The sequence below is a fragment of the Streptomyces scabiei 87.22 genome (assembly GCF_000091305.1).
In the GTDB taxonomy this organism is placed as follows: Bacteria; Actinomycetota; Actinomycetes; order Streptomycetales; family Streptomycetaceae; genus Streptomyces; species Streptomyces scabiei.
This window is the reverse complement of record NC_013929.1, coordinates 9146584-9164733: the sequence shown is the minus strand read 5'-3', so window position 1 is coordinate 9164733 and position 18150 is coordinate 9146584. Positions and strand designations below refer to the sequence as shown.

The 18150-nt window shown below is 72.4% G+C and carries 17 protein-coding genes and 1 pseudogene; 9 read left to right on the top strand and 9 right to left on the bottom strand.

The genetic code is table 11. From position 1 onward, the window contains the following. Nucleotides 1-5 precede the first annotated feature (5 nt). From SCAB_RS39510 to SCAB_RS39495, 4 genes are all read right to left on the bottom strand, one after another. Nucleotides 6-599 (bottom strand): transglutaminase domain-containing protein, encoded by a 594-nt coding sequence (locus tag SCAB_RS39510; protein ID WP_013005655.1) that lies wholly within the window; start codon nucleotides 597-599, stop codon nucleotides 6-8. Nucleotides 600-690: 91 nt separating this feature from the next. Beyond that, entirely contained in the window at nucleotides 691-1761 is a 1071-nt protein-coding gene (locus SCAB_RS39505) for a threonine aldolase family protein (protein WP_013005654.1), read from the bottom strand. After that, nucleotides 1758-2510, bottom strand: coding sequence for an SDR family NAD(P)-dependent oxidoreductase (locus SCAB_RS39500; protein WP_013005653.1), 753 nt, complete (start codon nucleotides 2508-2510; stop codon nucleotides 1758-1760). The genes SCAB_RS39505 and SCAB_RS39500 overlap by 4 nt, the downstream gene beginning before the upstream one ends. A gap of 47 nt (nucleotides 2511-2557) precedes the next feature. Continuing rightward, nucleotides 2558-3955 carry a DUF6421 family protein gene (locus tag SCAB_RS39495; protein ID WP_041670136.1) on the bottom strand — a complete coding sequence of 466 codons (1398 nt, stop codon included), beginning with the start codon at nucleotides 3953-3955 and terminating at the stop codon, nucleotides 2558-2560. A gap of 414 nt (nucleotides 3956-4369) precedes the next feature. On the opposite strand from SCAB_RS39495, the gene SCAB_RS39490 reads away from it, so the two are divergent. Then, nucleotides 4370-5053 carry a glycerophosphodiester phosphodiesterase gene (locus SCAB_RS39490; protein WP_013005651.1) on the top strand — a complete coding sequence of 228 codons (684 nt, stop codon included), beginning with the start codon at nucleotides 4370-4372 and terminating at the stop codon, nucleotides 5051-5053. Between the two features lie 3 nt (nucleotides 5054-5056). Here the strand turns inward: SCAB_RS39490 and SCAB_RS39485 are convergent, their stop codons facing one another. Then, nucleotides 5057-5596: a GNAT family N-acetyltransferase gene (locus tag SCAB_RS39485; RefSeq protein ID WP_037726604.1), complete on the bottom strand. Its 540-nt coding sequence runs from the start codon at nucleotides 5594-5596 to the stop codon at nucleotides 5057-5059. A gap of 153 nt (nucleotides 5597-5749) precedes the next feature. Between SCAB_RS39485 and SCAB_RS39480 the strand changes: the two genes are divergently transcribed. The 6 genes and pseudogenes from SCAB_RS39480 (at nucleotide 5750) to SCAB_RS39455 (ending at nucleotide 10467) form a co-directional block, all read left to right on the top strand. Beyond that, complete coding sequence (locus SCAB_RS39480; RefSeq protein ID WP_013005649.1) at nucleotides 5750-6142, top strand: VOC family protein; 393 nt, start codon at nucleotides 5750-5752, stop codon at nucleotides 6140-6142. A 115-nt stretch (nucleotides 6143-6257) separates the two neighbouring features. Beyond that, complete coding sequence (locus SCAB_RS39475) at nucleotides 6258-7022, top strand: VOC family protein (protein WP_013005648.1); 765 nt, start codon at nucleotides 6258-6260, stop codon at nucleotides 7020-7022. Between the two features lie 229 nt (nucleotides 7023-7251). Further along, a complete protein-coding gene (locus SCAB_RS39470) occupies nucleotides 7252-7818 on the top strand; it encodes a DUF5134 domain-containing protein (protein ID WP_037726605.1) in 567 nt (188 codons plus the stop codon). 139 nt (nucleotides 7819-7957) lie between these two features. Next, nucleotides 7958-8918, top strand: a pseudogene (locus SCAB_RS39465) (M56 family metallopeptidase). Between the two features lie 134 nt (nucleotides 8919-9052). Continuing rightward, a complete protein-coding gene (locus tag SCAB_RS39460; RefSeq protein WP_013005645.1) occupies nucleotides 9053-9736 on the top strand; it encodes a phosphatase PAP2 family protein in 684 nt (227 codons plus the stop codon). A gap of 32 nt (nucleotides 9737-9768) precedes the next feature. Next, nucleotides 9769-10467, top strand: coding sequence for an HAD family hydrolase (locus SCAB_RS39455; protein ID WP_013005644.1), 699 nt, complete (start codon nucleotides 9769-9771; stop codon nucleotides 10465-10467). 288 nt (nucleotides 10468-10755) lie between these two features. Here SCAB_RS39455 and SCAB_RS39450 read toward each other — a convergent pair whose 3' ends face one another. Next, nucleotides 10756-12264, bottom strand: a complete 1509-nt coding sequence (locus tag SCAB_RS39450) for an LVIVD repeat-containing protein (protein WP_013005643.1) — start codon at nucleotides 12262-12264, stop codon at nucleotides 10756-10758. Between the two features lie 195 nt (nucleotides 12265-12459). Between SCAB_RS39450 and SCAB_RS39445 the strand changes: the two genes are divergently transcribed. Beyond that, nucleotides 12460-13125: a DUF305 domain-containing protein gene (locus tag SCAB_RS39445; RefSeq protein WP_013005642.1), complete on the top strand. Its 666-nt coding sequence runs from the start codon at nucleotides 12460-12462 to the stop codon at nucleotides 13123-13125. A 29-nt stretch (nucleotides 13126-13154) separates the two neighbouring features. On the opposite strand, the gene SCAB_RS39440 is transcribed toward SCAB_RS39445, so the two are convergent. Beyond that, on the bottom strand, nucleotides 13155-13685 hold the full coding sequence (locus tag SCAB_RS39440; RefSeq protein ID WP_231885183.1) for a DUF6214 family protein: 531 nt from the start codon (nucleotides 13683-13685) through the stop codon (nucleotides 13155-13157). Nucleotides 13686-13855: 170 nt separating this feature from the next. On the opposite strand from SCAB_RS39440, the gene SCAB_RS39435 reads away from it, so the two are divergent. After that, nucleotides 13856-15208 carry an FAD-dependent oxidoreductase gene (locus SCAB_RS39435; protein WP_013005640.1) on the top strand — a complete coding sequence of 451 codons (1353 nt, stop codon included), beginning with the start codon at nucleotides 13856-13858 and terminating at the stop codon, nucleotides 15206-15208. 95 nt (nucleotides 15209-15303) lie between these two features. Here SCAB_RS39435 and SCAB_RS39430 read toward each other — a convergent pair whose 3' ends face one another. Together SCAB_RS39430 and SCAB_RS39425 are read right to left on the bottom strand one after the other, a co-directional pair. Further along, nucleotides 15304-16608 carry an SGNH/GDSL hydrolase family protein gene (locus tag SCAB_RS39430; protein ID WP_013005639.1) on the bottom strand — a complete coding sequence of 435 codons (1305 nt, stop codon included), beginning with the start codon at nucleotides 16606-16608 and terminating at the stop codon, nucleotides 15304-15306. A gap of 181 nt (nucleotides 16609-16789) precedes the next feature. After that, a complete protein-coding gene (locus tag SCAB_RS39425; RefSeq protein WP_013005638.1) occupies nucleotides 16790-18121 on the bottom strand; it encodes an extracellular catalytic domain type 1 short-chain-length polyhydroxyalkanoate depolymerase in 1332 nt (443 codons plus the stop codon). Nucleotides 18122-18150: the final 29 nt, after the last annotated feature.

Here is an 18150-nt window from a genome sequence, read left to right as displayed (position 1 = left end):
CGCGGTCACAGCGCCTCGGGGAGCGTCTCCCACAGCCGCGCCCGGTCGGGGGCGGCCCGCAGGGCGCCGAGCACGGCCGGATGCGGTGCGGCGTACAGCGTCGGGAGGTCCGACTCACCCGCACCGGCGTCCGGGACGAAGGCCAGGCGCTCCCCGTCGAGCGAGAACCGGGCGTCCACGCCCGGCTTGTTGCCCCGGGGGTCCTGGCGGTGCCAGGCGCCGTGGAAGCGCACGGCGACCAGGCCGTGGATCACGTATCCGTCGCCGTCGTCGTGCGCCAGCCGCTGGTAGCACAGGGCGGTGGGGATGTCCTCGGCGCGCAGCAGCGCGGCCAGGGCATGGGCTTTGGCGTAGCAGATCCCGGTGCGCTGTTCGAGGACGTCGGAGGCGCGCCAGGTGACGCGCGGATCGCCGGCGTCCTGGGAGTGCGGGACGCTGTCGCGGACGAACTCGAATGCCGCTCTCGCATAGCCATACGAGTCCGCCACGCCCTGGGCGAGCTGCGCGGCCGTCCGTCGCACGACGGGATGGTGGTGGTCGATGGCCTCGTCGGCGGCCAGATAGGCGGACAGGTCCGGGTTCTGCTGGATCGGTTCCATGCCCGTGGAGCATAGGAAAACGATCACCCGAGAGTCAATGACTTTTCGGGTGACCGTATATCTATGCAGTCCGTGATGAGCCTCTGCGGTCTCAGCGGGCCATTTCCTCCTTGAGCGCCGCCACGAACCGGTCCACGTCCTCCACGGTGGTGTCGTAGGAGCACATCCAGCGGACGTCACCCGCGGGCTCGTCCCAGAAGTAGAAGCGGAAGCGCTTCTGCAGGCGTTCGCTCACATCGTGCGGAAGGCGGGCGAAGACGGCGTTGACCTGCACCGGGTACAGGATCTCGACCCCGTGGACGGCGCGGACGCCCTCGGCGAGCCGCTGGGCCATCTCGTTGGCGTGACGGGCGTTGCGCAGCCAGAGGTCCTTCGCCAGCAGGGCCTCCAACTGCACCGACACGAAACGCATCTTGGAGGCGAGCTGCATGGACAGCTTGCGCAAGTGCTTCATGTGGCGGACGGCGTCCTGGTTGATCACGACGACCGCCTCGCCGAACATCGCGCCGTTCTTGGTGCCGCCCAGGGAGAGCAGGTCGACGCCGGCCGCGTTGGTGAAGGTCCGCATCGGCACGTCCAGGGCGGCCGCGGCGTTGGCTATCCGGGAGCCGTCCAGGTGCACCTTCATCCCGTGCGCGTGGGCGTGCTCGCAGATCGCGCGGATCTCCTCGGGCGTGTAGAGGGTGCCGAGTTCGGTGCTCTGGGTGATCGAGACGACCTGCGGCATCGCCCGGTGCTCGTCGTCCCAGCCGTACGCCTGCCGGTCGATCAGCTCGGGGGTGAGCTTGCCGTCGGGCGTGGGCACGGTGAGGAGCTTCAGGCCCCCGACCCGTTCCGGCGCGCCGCACTCGTCGACGTTGATGTGCGCGCTCTCGGCGCAGATCACCGCGCCCCAGCGGTCGGTGACCGCCTGGAGCGCGACGACGTTGGCGCCGGTGCCGTTGAAGACCGGGAACGCCTCGGCGGTGGCACCGAAGTGGCTGCGGACGATCCGCTGCAGGTTCTCGGTGTACTCGTCCTCGCCGTAGGCGACCTGGTGCCCGCCGTTGGCCAGGGCCAGGGCGGCGAGCACCTCGGGGTGGACCCCCGCGTAGTTGTCGCTGGCGAAGCCGCGGATCTCCGGGTCGTGATGGCGCCGGGCGTCGGTCTTCGGAGGGTTCACGGCTTGTCGGTCAGCCACAGACGGTTTCCGTTCACTTCGGCGGCGGACTTGTCCCAGACGCCGGCGATGGCCTCGGCCAGCTCCTTGACGTCGGTGAAGCCCGCGAACTTCGCGTTGGGGCGGTCGGCGCGCATCGCGTCGTGCACCAGTGCCTTCACCACCAGGATCGCAGCCGCCGAGGTCGGCCCGTCCGGCCCTCCCGCCTTGCGGAAGAAGTCGGCCGTGGCCAGCGTCCACGCCTCGGCCGCGGCCTTGGCGGCGGCGTAGGCGGCGTTGCCCGCGGTGGGATTGCTGGCGCCGGCCGCGCTGATCAGGACGTACCGGCCGCGCTCGCTGCGCTGCAGGGCCTCGTGGAAGGCGAGGGAGGTGTGCTGCACCGTGCGGATCAGCAGCATCTCCAGGAAGTCCCAGTCGTCGAGGCTGGTCCGGGTGAAGGTCTCGCTGCCCCGCCAGCCGCCGACGAGGTGGACGAGGCCGTCGACCCGCCCGAAGTCCTTCTCGATACGGGTGGCCCAGTCACGGGTCGACTGGAGGTCCAGCAGGTCGACCGTGTCGCCGACGACGGTGGCGCCGCCGTGCGCGTAGCGGGCCGCGTCGACGGCCTCGGAGAGCCGCTCGGGGTCGTTGTCGGAGCCGACGACGATCGCGCCCGCGTCGGCCAGCCGCAGCAGGGTCGCCCGGCCTGCGGGTCCGCCCGCGCCGGCCACCGCGATCACCGCGCCACTCAGTGCACCGTTGCCGTTCTGCATGGTCCTCGCCTCCTGAGCGGCGTCCGAGACGCCCGCGGGTCCGGCGCTCACGCGGCGATCCGCTCGGCGTTCGCCGCCGTGATGCCCTTGGTGGAGGCGATCACGGACTTCAGCTTCTTGGCGAGCGCCTCATAGAACATGCTGAGCGGAAACTCGTCCGGAAGCACGTCGTCGACGAGTTTCCGCGGCGGCTGCGTCAGATCCAGGGCGTCGGGGCCCTTGGCCCAGCGGGAGCCGGGGTGCGGGGCGAGGTACTCGGAGACCAGCTCGTACCCGGCGAACCAGTGGACGAGCTTCGGGCGGTCGATGCCGTCCCGGTAGAGCTGCTCGATGTCGGCGCAGAGCTGGTTGGTGACCTGCGGGGCGCGCTGCCAGTCGATGTGCAGCTTGTTGTCGGTCCAGCGGACCACGTCGTGCTTGTGCAGGTAGGCGAAGAGGAGCTGCCCGCCGAGCCCGTCGTAGTTGCGGACGCGCTCGCCGGTGACCGGGAAGCGGAACATGCGGTCGAAGAGCACCGCGTACTGCACGTCACGGGCCTGCGGGACCCCGTCGGCCTCCAGCTTCACGGCCTCCTTGAAGGCGGTGAGGTCGCAGCGCAGCTCCTCCAGGCCGTACATCCAGAACGGCTGGCGCTGCTTGATCATGAAGGGGTCGAAGGGCAGGTCGCCGTGGCTGTGGGTGCGGTCGTGGACCATGTCCCACAGCACGAACGCCTCCTCGCAGCGCTTCTGGTCGTGGACCATCGCGGCGACGTCCTCGGGCAGTTCGAGGCCGAGGATGTCGACGGCGGCGTCGGTGACCCGGCGGAAGCGGGCGGCCTCGCGGTCGCAGAAGATGCCGCCCCAGGAGAAGCGGGCCGGTGCCTCGCGCACGGCGATGGTCTCCGGGAAGAGCACGGCCGAGTTGGTGTCGTAACCGGCGGTGAAGTCCTCGAAGGTGATGCCGCAGAACAGCGGGTTGTCGTAGCGGGTGCGCTCCAGCTCGGCCAGCCACTGGGGCCACACCATGCGCAGCACGACCGCTTCGAGATTGCGGTCGGGGTTGCCGTTCTGCGTGTACATCGGGAACACCACGAGGTGCTGGAGGCCGTCCGCACGGTCGGCGGCGGGCTGGAAGGCCAGCAGCGAGTCCAGGAAGTCGGGGACCCCGAAACCGTCCTCGGCCCAGCGGCGCAGGTCCTTGACGAGGGCCTCGTGGTAGGCGGCGTCGTGCGGCAGCAGCGGCGACAGCGCCTCGACGGCCCCGACGACCTCACGGACCGCCCGCTCGGCGTCGCCCGCGGCGGGGGCGCCCTCGGCGTCGAAGTCGATCGAACCGTCCTTGGACTGCCAGGGCCGGATGCGCTCCACGGCATCCTTGAGCACGGGCCAGGCCGGGTGCTCCACCACCCTCACCACCGAAGGAACAACGCCCTCCGCAGCCGTCTGCGCAAGAATTTCCGTCATGACCCATCCTTCACGAGAGAACCTTTCGTAGTGACACCGTACGTAGCAAGGGTTCCTCACCGCAAGACCGATCTTGTGTGAGCCAGCCGGAAATCTTCCCGCCACCCCCGGCTCCTAACCGCTGAATCTCCTGTCACACGAGTCATGGATCACAGTTCGTGCGTCACGCTCTCCGAACGGAGGCACCCCGGGTCAACGCACGCCGGACTCGCCCACTCAGGGATGACCCGCTCGGTGCGCGGCAGCTGCGGAAACGGTCCTGTTCCCGGACGTGACACGGGGTGACACGCCCCGAACGGGCTCGTGCACATACGGATGCATCGCACGGCGGGAGGACTACGCTGCGCCCCAGCCGCGTGCCGCCCCTCCCCCGGTCACGCGGGCCGAGCCGCCGTCGACGGAAGCGAGTCCACCTTGAACTTCCTCACCATCGGTCACCGCGGTGTCATGGGTGTCGAACCCGAGAACACCCTCCGTTCCTTCGTGGCCGCCGATCGCGCGGGCCTCGACGTCATCGAACTCGATCTGCATCTGAGCAAGGACGGCGCGCTCGTCGTCATGCACGACGCGGACGTGGACCGGACGACGGACGGCACGGGCCCGATCGCCGACAAGACCCTCGCCGAACTGCGCGCCCTCGACGCCGGACGCGGCGAGCGCGTCCCCACCTTCGAGGAGGTGCTCGACGCGGTCCGGGCACCACTGCAGGCCGAGATCAAGGACACGGCGGCGGCCCGCGCCCTCGCCGAGGTCATGCTCCGGCGCGACCTGGTGGGGCGGGTCGAGGTGCTGTCCTTCCACGACGAGGCGGTCGCCGAGATCGCCCGCCTCGTGCCCGGCGTGCGCACCGCCCTGGTCGCCAGCCGCTACGGCCCCGACGTGGTGGACCGGGCGGTGGCGGTGGGCGCCGCCACGCTGGTGCTGAACATCCGACGGCTGACCCTGGAGGTCGTCGAGAAGGCCCGCAAGGAGAACCTGCGGATCATCGGCTGGGTGGTGAACACCCAGGACCACCTGCGGCTGGTCCGCGCGCTCCAGCTGGACGGGGCGACGACCGACTACCCGGACATCAAACGCACGGGCCGTTTCACGGCCTGACGCTCAGCCGAGCGGCTTGACCAGCAGCTCGAACCGCAGATCCGTGCGCAGCGGCACTCCGAACCGCTCGTCGCCGTACGGGAACGGGGTCATCCGTCCCGTACGGCGGTAGCCGCGCCGCTCGTACCAGGCGATGAGGTCGTCCCGTACGGAGATCACGGTCATGTGCATCTCGTGGGCGCCCCAGGTCTCGCGGGCGATGCGCTCGGCCTCGGCGATGATCACCTTGCCGAGACCGCCGCCCTGGAGGGCCGGACTCACCGCGAACATCCCGAAGTAGGCGTGGGAGCCGCGGTGTTCGATCTGGCAGCAGGCGACGACCCTGCCGTCCCGCTCCACGACGAGCAGCCTGCTGTCGGGCGTCTTGATGACCTGCAGCACACCCTCGGCGTCGGTCCGCTGCCCGTCGAGGATGTCCGCCTCCGTGGTCCACCCGGCCCGGCTGGAGTCCCCCCGGTACGCCGACTCGATCAGCGCGACGAGGGCGTCCACGTCACCGTCGGTGGCGTCACGGAAGGTCAGACCGGTGGCGGCGGTGTCCATGAGCTGCTCCAGGCGGATGTCTGCGGACGAGAACACGCACGAGGGTATCCGCAGCCGCGCCCCGGCCGGGGGGCGGGGAAGCGCCGCGAGAAGCCGCCCCCGCCCGCCCCCGCCCGTCCCCGTGCGGACCGCCCGGCACCTACCCTCGATCGCATGATCCACGTACTCAGCAGCCGCGTCCTCCTGCGCCCCACCGACCCCGAGCGGTCCCGTGTCTTCTACGGCGAACAGCTCGGCCTGCCCGTGTATCGCGAGTTCGGCACGGACGACCACCGGGGCGTCGTGTACTTCCTCGGCGGCGGCTTCCTGGAGGTCGCGGGCCGCTCCGAGACCCCGCCCTCGCCCGCGCTGAAGCTGTGGCTGCAGGTGGCGGACGTGGCCGCGGCGCACCAGGAGCTGCTGGCGGCCGGGGTGGAGGTGCGTCGGCCGCCGGTGAAGGAGCCGTGGGGCCTGATCGAGATGTGGATCACCGACCCGGACGGAACCGAGATCGCGCTGGTGGAGATCCCGGCGGACCATCCGCTGCGGTACCGGCCGGGCATCTGACGCTCCGCACACCGGTGGCCGGGGCCGGAACCGGGCCGCCGTGCCCCGGTGGCCGGTGCCGGAGCCTGGGCATAACGTGCTGGCAGGGACCCGGATCGCTCGCGGGAGGCACGCGATGAAGCTCGACGAGCCCGTCATCGGCGGACCCTGCTGGACCGAGCTGGGGACCAGCGACCTGGACGCGGCGAAACGCTTCTACACCGAGCTGTTCGGCTGGCGTCCACGCACCGATCCGCGCCAGGAGGCGGGCGGCTACAGCATCGCGCACCTCGGTGACGCGGCGGTGGCCGCCCTCGCCCCGCTGTACCAGGAGTCACAGCCGGTGGCGTGGAACGTGTCGTTCGCCGTGCGCGACGCGGACGCGGCGGTCGGGGCCGTACGGGCGGCGGGCGGGACCGTGGTGCTGGAGCCCATGGACGTCTTCGACATCGGGCGGTTCGCGGTGGTGTACGACCCGGGCGGCGCGGCCTTCCAGCTGTGGCAGGCGCGCTCCTTCCCCGGCGCCGGGCTGTTCAACGCGCCCGGCACGCTCGGCTGGGTCGAGCTGATGACCCGTGCCCCGGAGCGGGCCAGGGCCTTCTACACGGCGGTGTTCGGCTGGAGCGTGAACACGGGCGACCGGTACACGCAGTGGGGGCTCGACGGCGCCGACTTCGGCGGCATGGTCACGATGGACGACAAGTTCCCGCCCGAGGTGCCCTCGCACTGGCTGCCGTACTTCGCCGTGGCGGACGTGGACGACACGGCCCGCGTCGCCGTCGAGGCGGGCGGCACCCTGCTCATGGAGCCCACCACCGTGCCGGAAGGACCCCGTATCGCGGTCCTGCGGGACCCTCAGGGGGCCGCCTTCGGGGTGTACCCGGCCGGCGCCGAGGGCTGACCGAGGCGCCGGGCGCGCGGCGGGCCCGGCGCGTGCTCCCGCCGGTGCGGTGCTCCCGCTGGTGCGGTGCGGCGCCCCGGAGGCCGTGGCCCCCCGTGCCGCACCCCCACGCGCTCCCCCGCGTACACCCTTGCGCTCGTATGCGCGCCACACCGTCCGGGCATGCCCTGACCGACTGTCCGACCTCGCTCTCAGCGCTGACCGACGTCGACGAACGGGGGGATGCGTGGTGCACGGACCGGTGTCGTCCGGCTGGCTCCTGGTCGCGCTGTGCGCGATGACCGGCGGGTACTGCCTGCTGCGGATGCGCAGTGCCGTCGAGGAGCAGCGCCGGGCCGCGGGGGGCGAGGCGTTGATGGGCTTCGGCATGGCCGCGATGGCCGTGCCCGCCGCGGCCGTCGCACCGCCGCGCTGGGCCTGGCTGGCCTACGCGGTCGTCTTCGGCACGGCGGCGGTGCGCGCCCTGTGGTCGGCCCGTACGAGCGCTCACCATCTGCATCACCTGGTGGGCGCGCTGGCCATGGTCCACATGGCCGCCTCGATGGCCGCCGGACCGGGCGGTGGGCACGGCGGCGCGGGCCTGCCGCTGGTGACCGGGGTCCTGCTGGCGTACTTCGCCGGCTACGTCCTGTGGGCGGGACTCCGGCTCATGCCGGTGCCCGTGCCGGTGACCGCGGGCGCGCGGGGCGCGGCTGCCACGGCGGCGGCGACGGGCTGGGGCGACCGGCCGGAGCTGGCCCGGGCCTGCCGACTGTCCATGGGCATAGGGATGTTCGCGATGCTGCTGACCGTCTGAGCGGGGCCGTCGGCCCGCGCCGTCGGCCGCGGCCGGCAAGCGGTTCGTCCGGCCGTGGGGCGTATCCGGCCGTGGACTGCGTCACTTCGGCACCGCCGCCCGTGTCGCGGCGCACCGGCCCGCTCATGGGCTGCGCCTCATGATGGTCCCCGCGGCGTTGTTGCTGCTCGGCGCCCTGACCGCCGTCGCCGCCCCGCGGCTGCCGGCCCGCGCCGACTGGCCGGACCGTGAACCGGTGGTCGCCCTGTGGGTGTGGCTGGGGGTACCCCCTCTGGGGGAGCGTGGTGGCGGCCGTGCTGCTGTGCTGCGTGCTGTCGATGGCCCTGGGCGCGGCGCCCGCCTGGGCCGCGGTGCGCGGGCCGGTGTTCGCGCCCGCACCGGACGGGGTCGTGGAGGCGTACGCGCTGGGCGGCGGGGGTTCCTGGGCCGTGGCCACGGCCGTGGCGCTCGCCTGCGGAGGGCTGCGGACCGGGGCGATGCCGACCCGTGAGATCGTCCGGGCCCGCCGGCAGCGGCAGCGGCGCCATGCCGAACCGCGGCGGCGTGCCCCGCTGTTGCCCGGTGAGGAGCCGGACGGCGACCGGCTCGTGGTGGTGGAGGGCGACCGGCCGGACGCCTGGTGGCTGCCGGGCCCCGAGCCCCGACCGGTCATCACCACGGCCGCGTTGCGCCGGCCGGAGGAACGGCAGGTGGACGCGGTGGTGGCCCATGAGCAGGGGCACGCGCGGGCGCGGCACCACTGGCTGCTGCACTGTTCGGCGGCGCTCGCGGGCGGCTTCCCGCGGGTGCCGGTGTTCGCGGCGTTCCAAGGTGAGATGCACCGGCTGGTCGAACTCGCCGCCGACGACACCGCCTCCCGCCGCCACGGCCGTCCCACCACCGCCCTCGCGCTCGTCGGCCTCGACGAGGACCGGGGCGTGTTCGGGCCCTGCCCGACCCCCGAGGACCATGTGCCGCAGCGGGTCGACCGGCTGCTCGCTCCCCCGCGGCGCCTCAGCCCGGCACGCCGGCTGTGGCTGACCGCGTACGCCGCCCTGGTGCCGGCCGTGCCGGTCCTGGTGGCTTTCGTTCCCGCTCTGCGGGCACTCGGTAGGTCGTGACACGGCAAAGAGGGCACACAGAGAAGCCCAAGGACAACGTGCGGCGCGGCGGCTTCGCTCCGGATGCGCCGCGTGACGGTGATCTCACGCCCCGGCATTGGCCCGAGGCCCCACGAGTCGGTCAGGATCGCTGTATGCACACCCCCACCGTCGACGCGCCGCCCCACCGGCCGCCGGCCACCCGCACCGTCCGTGCCGCCGTGGCCTTCGCGGCCCCCTCCGTGCTGCTGCTGGTCCTGGTCGCGCTCTCCTGGGCACCGCTGATGTCGCTGGACCGGAGCATCGCGGACACCACCCATCGCTGGGCGGTCGCCGACCCGGTTCTCACCCACGCCTTCCGCATCCTCACGGACTGGGTCTGGGATCCGGTGACGATGCGTCTGCTGGCCCTGGCCGCCGCCGTCTGGCTGGTGTGGCGCCACCGGGACTGGTGGCTCGCCGTCTGGCTGGGCGTCACCTGTGCCGCGGGGACGGCGGTGCAGCAGGGGCTGAAGGCGGCCGTCGGGCGGGAGCGGCCCGCGTGGCCCGACCCCGTGGACTCCGCGCACTACGCGGCGTACCCGTCGGGCCACGCCATGACGGCCACCGTCGTCCTCGGGCTGGTGGTGTGGCTCCTGCACCGGTACGGCGCCGGGCGCGCCGTCGTGCGCGCCGCCCTGGCGGTGGCCGTCGTCTCCGTCCTCGGTGTCGGCCTGACCCGGATCTGGCTGGGCGTGCACTGGGCGTCGGACGTGCTGGGCGGCTGGCTGCTGGGCGGACTGACGATCGCGGTGGCGGTGCTGGCCTACGAGAAGTGGGGTTCCCCGGGGCGTACTTGACCGGCCGGAGGCGGGCACGAAAGATCGACGGCATGACGGTCGAAGGAGTGTTGTTCGACTTCTCCGGAACTCTCTTCCGGGTGGAGTCCACCGAGTCCTGGCTCCGTGCGGTCCTCGGGGACGCCGGTCTCGTCCTGCCCGAGCCGGAGTCGCTGCGGGTGGCCGAGGCCCTGGAGCGGGCCGGCGCGCTGCCCGGCGGGGCGGTTCCGGCGGAGCCGCCGACGGGCGCGACGGGTGAGCTGTGGGCGATGCGGGACCGCAGCGCCGACTCGCACCGGGCCGCCTTCACGGCCCTCTCCCGGCGGGTGAGCCTGCCCGACCCCGCGCTCCACGAGGCGCTGTACGACCGCCATATGACGCCGTCGGCGTGGAGCCCCTACCCGGACGCCGTCGAGGTGCTCGCGGCCCTGCGCGACCGCGGGGTGGCCGTCGGGGTGGTGAGCAACATCGGCTGGGATCTGCGGCCGGTCTTCCGGGCGCACGGCCTCGACGCCTACGTCGGCGCGTACGTGCTGTCGTACGAGCACGGCATCCAGAAGCCGGACGCGCGGCTGTTCGCCCTCGCCTGCGAGGCGCTGGGCGTCGACGCGCGCAGGACGCTGATGGTCGGCGACGACCGACGGGCCGACGGCGGAGCGGCGGCTCTGGGGTGCGCGGTGCACTTCGTGGACCATCTGCCCGCCGCCGAACGGCCGGACGGGCTGCGGCCGGTGCTGGACCTGGTGGGCTGAGACGCCGTCCGGACCCGGCCACCGGGCGTCGCGTCCGCGTTCACGAGGCGGCCTGTTCGGCGCCGCCGGACGTCCGTCCCGGACCGTCCCCCGTGCGGCCCGGGACGCACGACGGCCGGACGGTGGCACGCCGGGCCTCCGCCGGAGGCGCCGAGTATAGTGCGCCGGCGACGGGCCGACGCGGGAGTCGCGGGACCGCGCCCCGGCCGGGACCCCGTCGTACGCGCGAGTCCCGCCGGACCCCTGGGGGCCCGGCGGGACGGTTGACGCGGAGACCGCTCGATGCCCCTAGTCGAGGTCGAAGTAGTCCGGCTGCGTCTGCACGTTGAGCTCGGACATGGTGACCTGCTGGGCGGGGTTCGTCCGCGGGTCGTCGAGCTTCAGGACGTCGAAGCCCTTCACCAGGTCGTTCGAGTAGATGTAACCGTTGTAGTAGTACGCCGACCAGGAGCCGCCGCCCACGAGGGTGCTGGTGGAGATCGGGCCGCGCTCGAAGTAGGCGATCTCCTCGGGCTTGGTGGAGTCGGTGAAGTCCCAGACGGAGACACCGCCCTGGTACCACGCCTGGACCATGATGTCCTTGCCCTCGACCGGGATCAGCGAGCCGTTGTGGGCGACGCAGTTCTCGGTGTCCGCCTGGTGACGGGGGATCTTGTAGTAGCTCTTGAAGACCAGCTTGCGCTTGTCGCCCTTGCCGGTGATCTCGTAGATGCCGTCGGCACCGCGGTTCGGCCCGATCGCCGCGTTGCAGGTGGCCGCGCCGCCGCCGCCCAGCTCGTCGGTGAAGACGACCTTGTCGGCGTCCTGGTTGAAGGTGGCCGAGTGCCAGAACGCGAAGTTGACGTTGTCCTGGACGCGGTCGATGACCTTCGGCTTCTTCGGGTTCTTGATGGAGAACAGGATGCCGTCACCCATGCACGCGCCGGCCGCCAGGTCCTTCGACGGCAGCACCGTGATGTCGTGGCAGCCCGTGGTCTTGGAGACACCGGGGTTCGTGGGCGAACCGGGGTTGCCGCCGCCGTCCGGGCCCTCACCGGGGAACAGGACCGGGAAGCCCACGACCTTCGCCCGCTCCGGGTGCTTGCGGGACACCTTGATCACCGAGATGCCGTCGTGCGGCGGCTTGCAGTCGGGGAACGAGGCGCTCGGCGAGTACGAGGAGACGTAGACGTAGACGTTCTTGCCGTCCGGCACCAGCGTGTGGGTGTGGGAGCCGCAGGCGGTCTCGACGGCGGCGACGTACTTGGGGTGTGCCTTGTCGCTGATGTCGAAGATCTTCATGCCCTCCCACGACGACTTCTCGGTCGCGGGCTGCGTGGTGCTGTTGCAGGAGTTGTCGCTGCGCGAGGAGTCGGTGGACAGGAACAGCAGGTCGCCGGAGACCGAGATGTCGTTCTGCGAGCCCGGGCAGAGCACCTGGGCAACGGTTTTGGGCGCCTTCGGATCGCTGATGTCGAAGATCCGGAAGCCGTCGTAGTTGCCGGCGAAGGCGTACTTGCCCTGGAAGGCGAGGTCCGAGTTGGTGCCCGGCAGCGCCTCCTTGGGGATGTTCGTCAGGTGCTGCATGTTGGCGGAGTGGACGATCTCGTCCTGGCCGGGTATCTCGCCGGCGGCTATCGCCGCCCGCGCCTCGGCGGCATCGCTCTTGGAGACCTTCTCCCGTACGGCGGGCGCGTCCCCGGGGTCAGGAGTCGCGGCCGCCGGTCCGGCGGTGAGCAAGGCGGCCAGGAGACCGGCCGCGGTCGCGGCGACCCCCAGACGTCTGTGCCGCGTCCGAAGGTTCTTCAACAGGGTCACTGTGTCCTCCCGTGTGGCCGTTCGCGGTCGAACGGTTCAGGCTCCTCCGAAGTATCGTCTTCATCATGCACAGATCAACAGACGGCAATGCACTTGTAACGAACAAATTTGATCACCGATCGGTGAATGCGTGTTAGGAAAGTTCGTCAACACCCACAAGGTGTCCGCCCGTTGCCGTGTCCCCAGGAGGTCACTGTGCTCGTTCGCCGCACCACCCGCGCGCCGCTGGTCACGGCCTCACTCACGGCCGTCCTCCTGGCGCTCGCGGGCTGCGACTCGGGGTCCGGGGCGGACCCCGACGGCGGTTCCGCCAAGTCGGGCGGGCCGGCGGTGATCGCCCCCGGAAAACCGGGTGAGGCGGCTCAAACCCTTTCGCCGGAAGAAGTTGAGAAACAGCGCGCGGAGGACGACGCCCCGAACTCCGCGGACTACGACTACGCCCGCATGATGATCGTGCACCACACCCAGGCGCTGGAGATGACCGAACTCGCCCCCGACCACGCCAGGTCGACCCAGGTGAAGCGGATCGCCGAACGCATCTCGGCCGCCCAGAAGCCCGAGATCGAGGCCATGGAGGGCTGGCTGAAGGTCCACGACGCCGACGAGCACGGCACGTCGCACGACCACGAGGCGATGCCCGGCATGGCGACCGAGGCACAGATGAAGAAGCTGGGCTCGCTGGACGGGGCGACGTTCGACCGGCTGTTCCTGAAGCTGATGATCACTCACCACGAGGGGGCGATCACCATGGCCACGGACGTGAAGGCGCAGGGCAACAACATCCTGGTCGAGGAGATGGCCGACGACGTGATCGCCCAACAGGCCACGGAGATCAGCCGGATGCGCGACCTGACGGCCTGACAGGTGCCCCTTGCCGGACGGGGAGGGGCTCAGCGCCGGGCGTGCCGGGGGCCGAGCAGGCCCTCGTCGCGTGCCGCGGCGATGAGCCGGAGCGACTTGCGGCGGCTGTGCCCGGTCGCGCACATCACGGCGACGACCGGGTCGTGGCCGGACCGCTTCGCCGCGAGGTACTCCTCGGCCACCAGGCGCCGCCCCTCCACCCCGCGGGGCCATGCGGGCCTGGCCCGGCGCCCCGGTCCGTACGGGACCCCCGGCCGCTCCTCGTCGAGGTACGCCGGCGGGGTTCCGCACACCTCGAACAGCGGGCCCTCGATCCAGTCGGCCAGCTCCGTCAGGTCCTCCAGGGACAGTGGCGGCTGGGCGCGCACGTCCTCCAGGGACAGCCGGCCCTCGCAGACCACGGCGAGCACCTCGACCGCGGCGCCGTCGGGGAAGGCCAGCCGCGCGGTGAACCAGGCCGTGGCGCCGTCGTGCTCCTGCACCTCCCAGGCGGGGCACACGTTCACCACACCGTCCCGCCAGTGGCGATCGGAAAGGTTCAGAAAGGAGGCTTCCAGCACCTACGCAACGTAAGCGCATGATCACATTCACTGCGAATAGGCACGCATACCGGGGGCGCACGGCACCCCGACGGCGCATCACCCGGCCCCGTCTCCGCGCCCCTCCCCCGGCGGGCCCGGCGGTGCCATCCTGGAGGCATCAGCGATCTCCTCGCGTAAGGAGTTCCGCCGTGCTGCGAGTCGCCGTCGTGGGGTCGGGGCCGAGCGGGTGCTACACCGCCCAGAGCCTCGTCCAGCAGGATTCGGGGGTGCTGGTCGACGTACTGGACCGGCTGCCCTGCCCGTACGGGCTGGTGCGCTACGGGGTCGCGCCCGACCACGAGAAGATCAAGTCGCTGCAGAACAATCTGCGTGCCGTGCTGGAACACGAGCGGGTGCGCTTCCTGGGCGGTGTCCGGGTGGGCCCGGACGGGGTCCCGGCCGCCCGGTTGCGGGAGCTGTACCACGCGGTCGTGTACTGCGTGGGCGCCGCCGCCGACCGCCGGCTCGGCATCCCGGGCGAGGAGCTGCGCGGCAGCTGGTCGGCGACCGAGTTCGTCTCCTGGTACAGCGCCCACCCGGACGCGACGGACCGCGCCTTCGGCGGACCCGTCCTCGGCGCGCGCACGGCGGTGGTCGTCGGCGTCGGGAACGTCGCGGTGGACGTCACCCGCATGCTCGCGCGCGGCGCGCGCGAGCTGAGCCCCACCGACATGCCCCAGGCCGCGCTCGCCTCCCTCGCCGCGAGCGAGATCACCCAGGTCCACATGGTGGGCCGCAGGGGTCCCTCGCAGGCCCGCTTCACCACCAAGGAGCTGCGCGAGCTGAGCGCTCTCCCCGACACCCGTGTCGGCGTCAACCCGGCCGAGCTGGAGCTGGACCCCGACTACGTCGATCCGTCGTCCCTCCCCGCCGCGCGGCGCCGCAATGTCGAGGTCCTGCGCGGCTGGGCCACGGCACCCCCGCCGTCCGGCCGTCGCCGCATCCGGCTGCGCTTCTTCCTGCGCCCCGTCGAACTCCTCGCCGACGGCGACCGGGTCTGCGGTGTGCGACTGGAGCGCACCGCACCCGACGGGCACGGCGGGGTGACCGGCACCGGCCGCTTCGAGGAGATCGAGGCCCAGCTCGTGCTGCGCTCGGTCGGCTACCGGGGCGTCCCCCTGGACGGCCTCCCCTTCGACCCGGTGCACGGCACGGTCCCGCACGCGGCCGGGCGCGTGCTCCGCGACGGCGCGCCCTCGCCCGGCGAGTACGTGGCCGGCTGGATCAAACGCGGCCCGACCGGAGTGATCGGCACCAACCGCCCCTGTGCCAAGGAGACGGCGGCCTCGCTGCTGGAGGACGCGCCGGAACTGGCGGTCCGGCACGTGCCCGACGACCCGGTGGCGGCCCTGCGGGCCGGGGGGTGCGAGCCGGTCGAGTGGCGGGGCTGGCAGGCGATAGAGCGGGCCGAGGCGGCCCTCGGCGCCTCGCTGGGCAGAGGCGTGGTCAAGCTCCCCGACTGGGACGCGCTCATGACGGCGGCGCGCACCGGCCCCCGCTGAGACGGGGAGGCGGTCACGGGGGCCACGGGGACCCCCGGACGAGACCGACGGGGCCGCGGCGCCCCCTCAGCAGCACGGCGGCCGGGCCGTGTCGTTCAGCCCCGCTGGAGGAGGCGGGCCGGGACCGTCCCGGCGAGGATCCGGTAGCCCTCCGGGTTGAGGTGCAGCCAGTCGCCGTCGTGGAGGCCCGGCTGGAGGCGGACGGGGTTCTCCGGGTCGCGGACCGCGCGGTCGAAGTCGAGGACCGCGTCGAAGCGGCCGCTCGTGCGGATCCAGGTGTTGACCGCCTGCCGTGCCGCCTCGCGGTGTCCGGCGGCGTCGTCGTAGAGGGTGTTGCCGCCGAAGGGCAGGAGGGTCGCGCCGTAGACACGGATGCCCTGGGCGTGGGCGCGGACGATGATCTGCTCGTAGGCGGCGACGAGGTCGGCGGTGACGCGCTCCTGGGCGGCGGGGGTGGCCTCCGCGGTGCCGAGGTCGTTGACGCCCTCGAAGACGATCAGCTGCTCGACGGCGCTGTGGGCCAGGATGTCGCGGTCCAGGCGGGCGAGGGCGTTGGGGCCGAGGCCGTCGTTGAGGACGCGGTTGCCGCCGGCGGCCAGGTTCACCACCGCCAGGTGGCGGGTGCCGGGCCGCTGCTGGAGGCGGTCGAAGAGCTGGTCGGGCCAGCGGTTGTTGCCGTTGGTGGTGGAGCCCCGGCCGTCGGTGAGCGAGTCGCCGAGGACCGCGACCGAGGTCGTGGCGCGCCGGGACAGCACCTCGATGTCGCTGAGCAGGTACCAGTGGTTGGTCGGGGTCGCGCCGGAGAGGTCCGCGTCCTCGGTGCCGTCGCCGTGCCGGAGGTAGGAGGTCGTACGGGAACCGGGGTGCGAGGTGAGGGCGAGCGACGCCTGGCCCTCGGCCAGATACGCGGTCACGGTCAGGACGGTGGCCGGCGCCAGGGTGAGGTCCAGGGGGTCCGAGACCACCTGGGCGCCGACCGGTACGGTCGTGGACCTCCGGCCGCTGAACGTCACGGTCCGGGAGGTGCCCGGTTCGATCGCCGCCACGCCGGCCCGCCCGTCCAGCGGGAGGGCGACCGTCACGGCGGTCAGCGGCAGCGCGCTGCCGCCGAAGGCGTTGGAGAAGCGGAGGCGGACGCGGTCACCGCCGGTGGTGACGCGTACGGTCTGCCGCAAGGTGGTGTCGACCAGGACGGCCCGTTCCCCGGTGAACGGCGCCGGGGGCATGTTGGCCGGTTCGGTCAGCTGCGGCATGGCGGACCAGGTGTTCACCCAGTGCCGGGCGGAGGACGCCGCGGCGCCCTTGCCGGTCCCGTCCGTCCGCCGCGGGCCCTCGACCAGGGCGACCACGGCGGACGACGCCATCACCAGGGCCAGGGCGAGAACGCAGGTGGTGAGCACGGTCGCGAGCGTCGACCGGCGCGACGGCCTGACGGGACGTGGGGTGCTGAGCGGTCGCAAGAGCGGTGCCTTTCTCGGAGATCGGGCAGAACGGACCGTCGCGCGGGCGCGCGCCGCGGCGCGCGCCCGCAATCGGCCGGTCGGAACGTGCCGGGGACGGAGGACGGCGAGTCAGGGCACGTCAACCACCCGTGCACGCGGCCTCGTTGAGCGTGAACGCCGAGGGCGCGGCGCTGTTGCCGGTGTGGTTGGCCTGGTAGCCGATGCTGACGCTCGCCCCGGGGGCGATCGCGGCGTTGTACGCGGCGTTGGTCGCGGTCACGGCGCCGGTCGCCGGGCTGTACGTGGCGCCCCAGCCGCTGGTGACGGTCTGTCCGGCGGGCAGGGTGAAGCCGAGCTTCCAGCCGTCGACGGCCGTGGTGCCGGTGTTGGTGAGGGTCACGGACGCGGTCAGGCCGGTGCTCCAGGGCTGGGTGGTGACGGTCACCTTGCAGGGTCCGGCCGGAGGCTCGGGCGTGGGGCCGGGGCCGGAGCCGGTCAGGCCGAAGAAGGTCAGGACACGCTCGCCCATGCCCCGGGCGTAGACGTTGTGGCCGGTGCCCTGGAGGCTGATGGCCTCGACGGGGGCACGGTCACCGGTGCTGCCGTAGCGGGTGCGGGTCCAGCCGGACTGGGGCGAGTCGGTGGCCGCCGGTGTCTGGCCGACACCGTGCACATTGGTCCACTGCTTGATCTCCTCGCCGAAGTTCGGGTAGCGCAGCACGTCGTCGGTGGTGCCGTGCCACAGCTGCATGCGCGGACGGGGTCCGGTGTAGCCGGGGTGGGCGCCGCGGACGAGGTTGCCCCAGGCCTGCGGGGTGCGGATGACGGTGCCGTTCGCGCAGTCGCTGTTCCACTCGGAGCCGTTGGTGGTGGCGAAGCAGGCGAAGGGCACGCCCGCGAAGGCGGCGCCGGCGGCGAAGACGTCGGGGTAGTCGCCGAGGAGGACGTTGGTCATCATCGCGCCGGAGGAGATGCCGGTGGCGAAGATCCTGCCGGTGTCGGCGCCGTAGGTGCGGACGGTCCAGTCGACCATGGACTTGATGCCCACGGGGTCGCTGCCGCCGCCGCGGGTCAGCGCCTGCGGGGAGGCGACGTCGAAGCACTTGCTGCTGCGGGTGACGGACGGGTACACGACGATGAACCCGTAGCGGTCGGCGAGCGAGGCGTACTCGGTGCCGTTGTACATCGCCGGTCCCGAGCCGGTGCAGTAGTGCACGGCCACCACGATCGCCGGCTTCGCGGTGACTCTCTGGGGCACGTACAGGTACATCTGCAGATTGCTGGGGTTGGTGCCGAAGCCGGTGATCTCGGTGAGTGCCGCCCGGGGAGCGGCCTCGGCCCCGGTGTCCGACGCGGCGGCCGCGGGCGCGGTGAGAAGCGTGGCCGCGAGCAGCGGCACCAGGGCCGCCAGCAGCATGCGCAGCGCCGAGCGCAGCGGTCCGCGCGCCCGGTGGTGGGGGGTGGGGGTCACGTCGTCGTGCCTTCCTGTGACGGGATCTG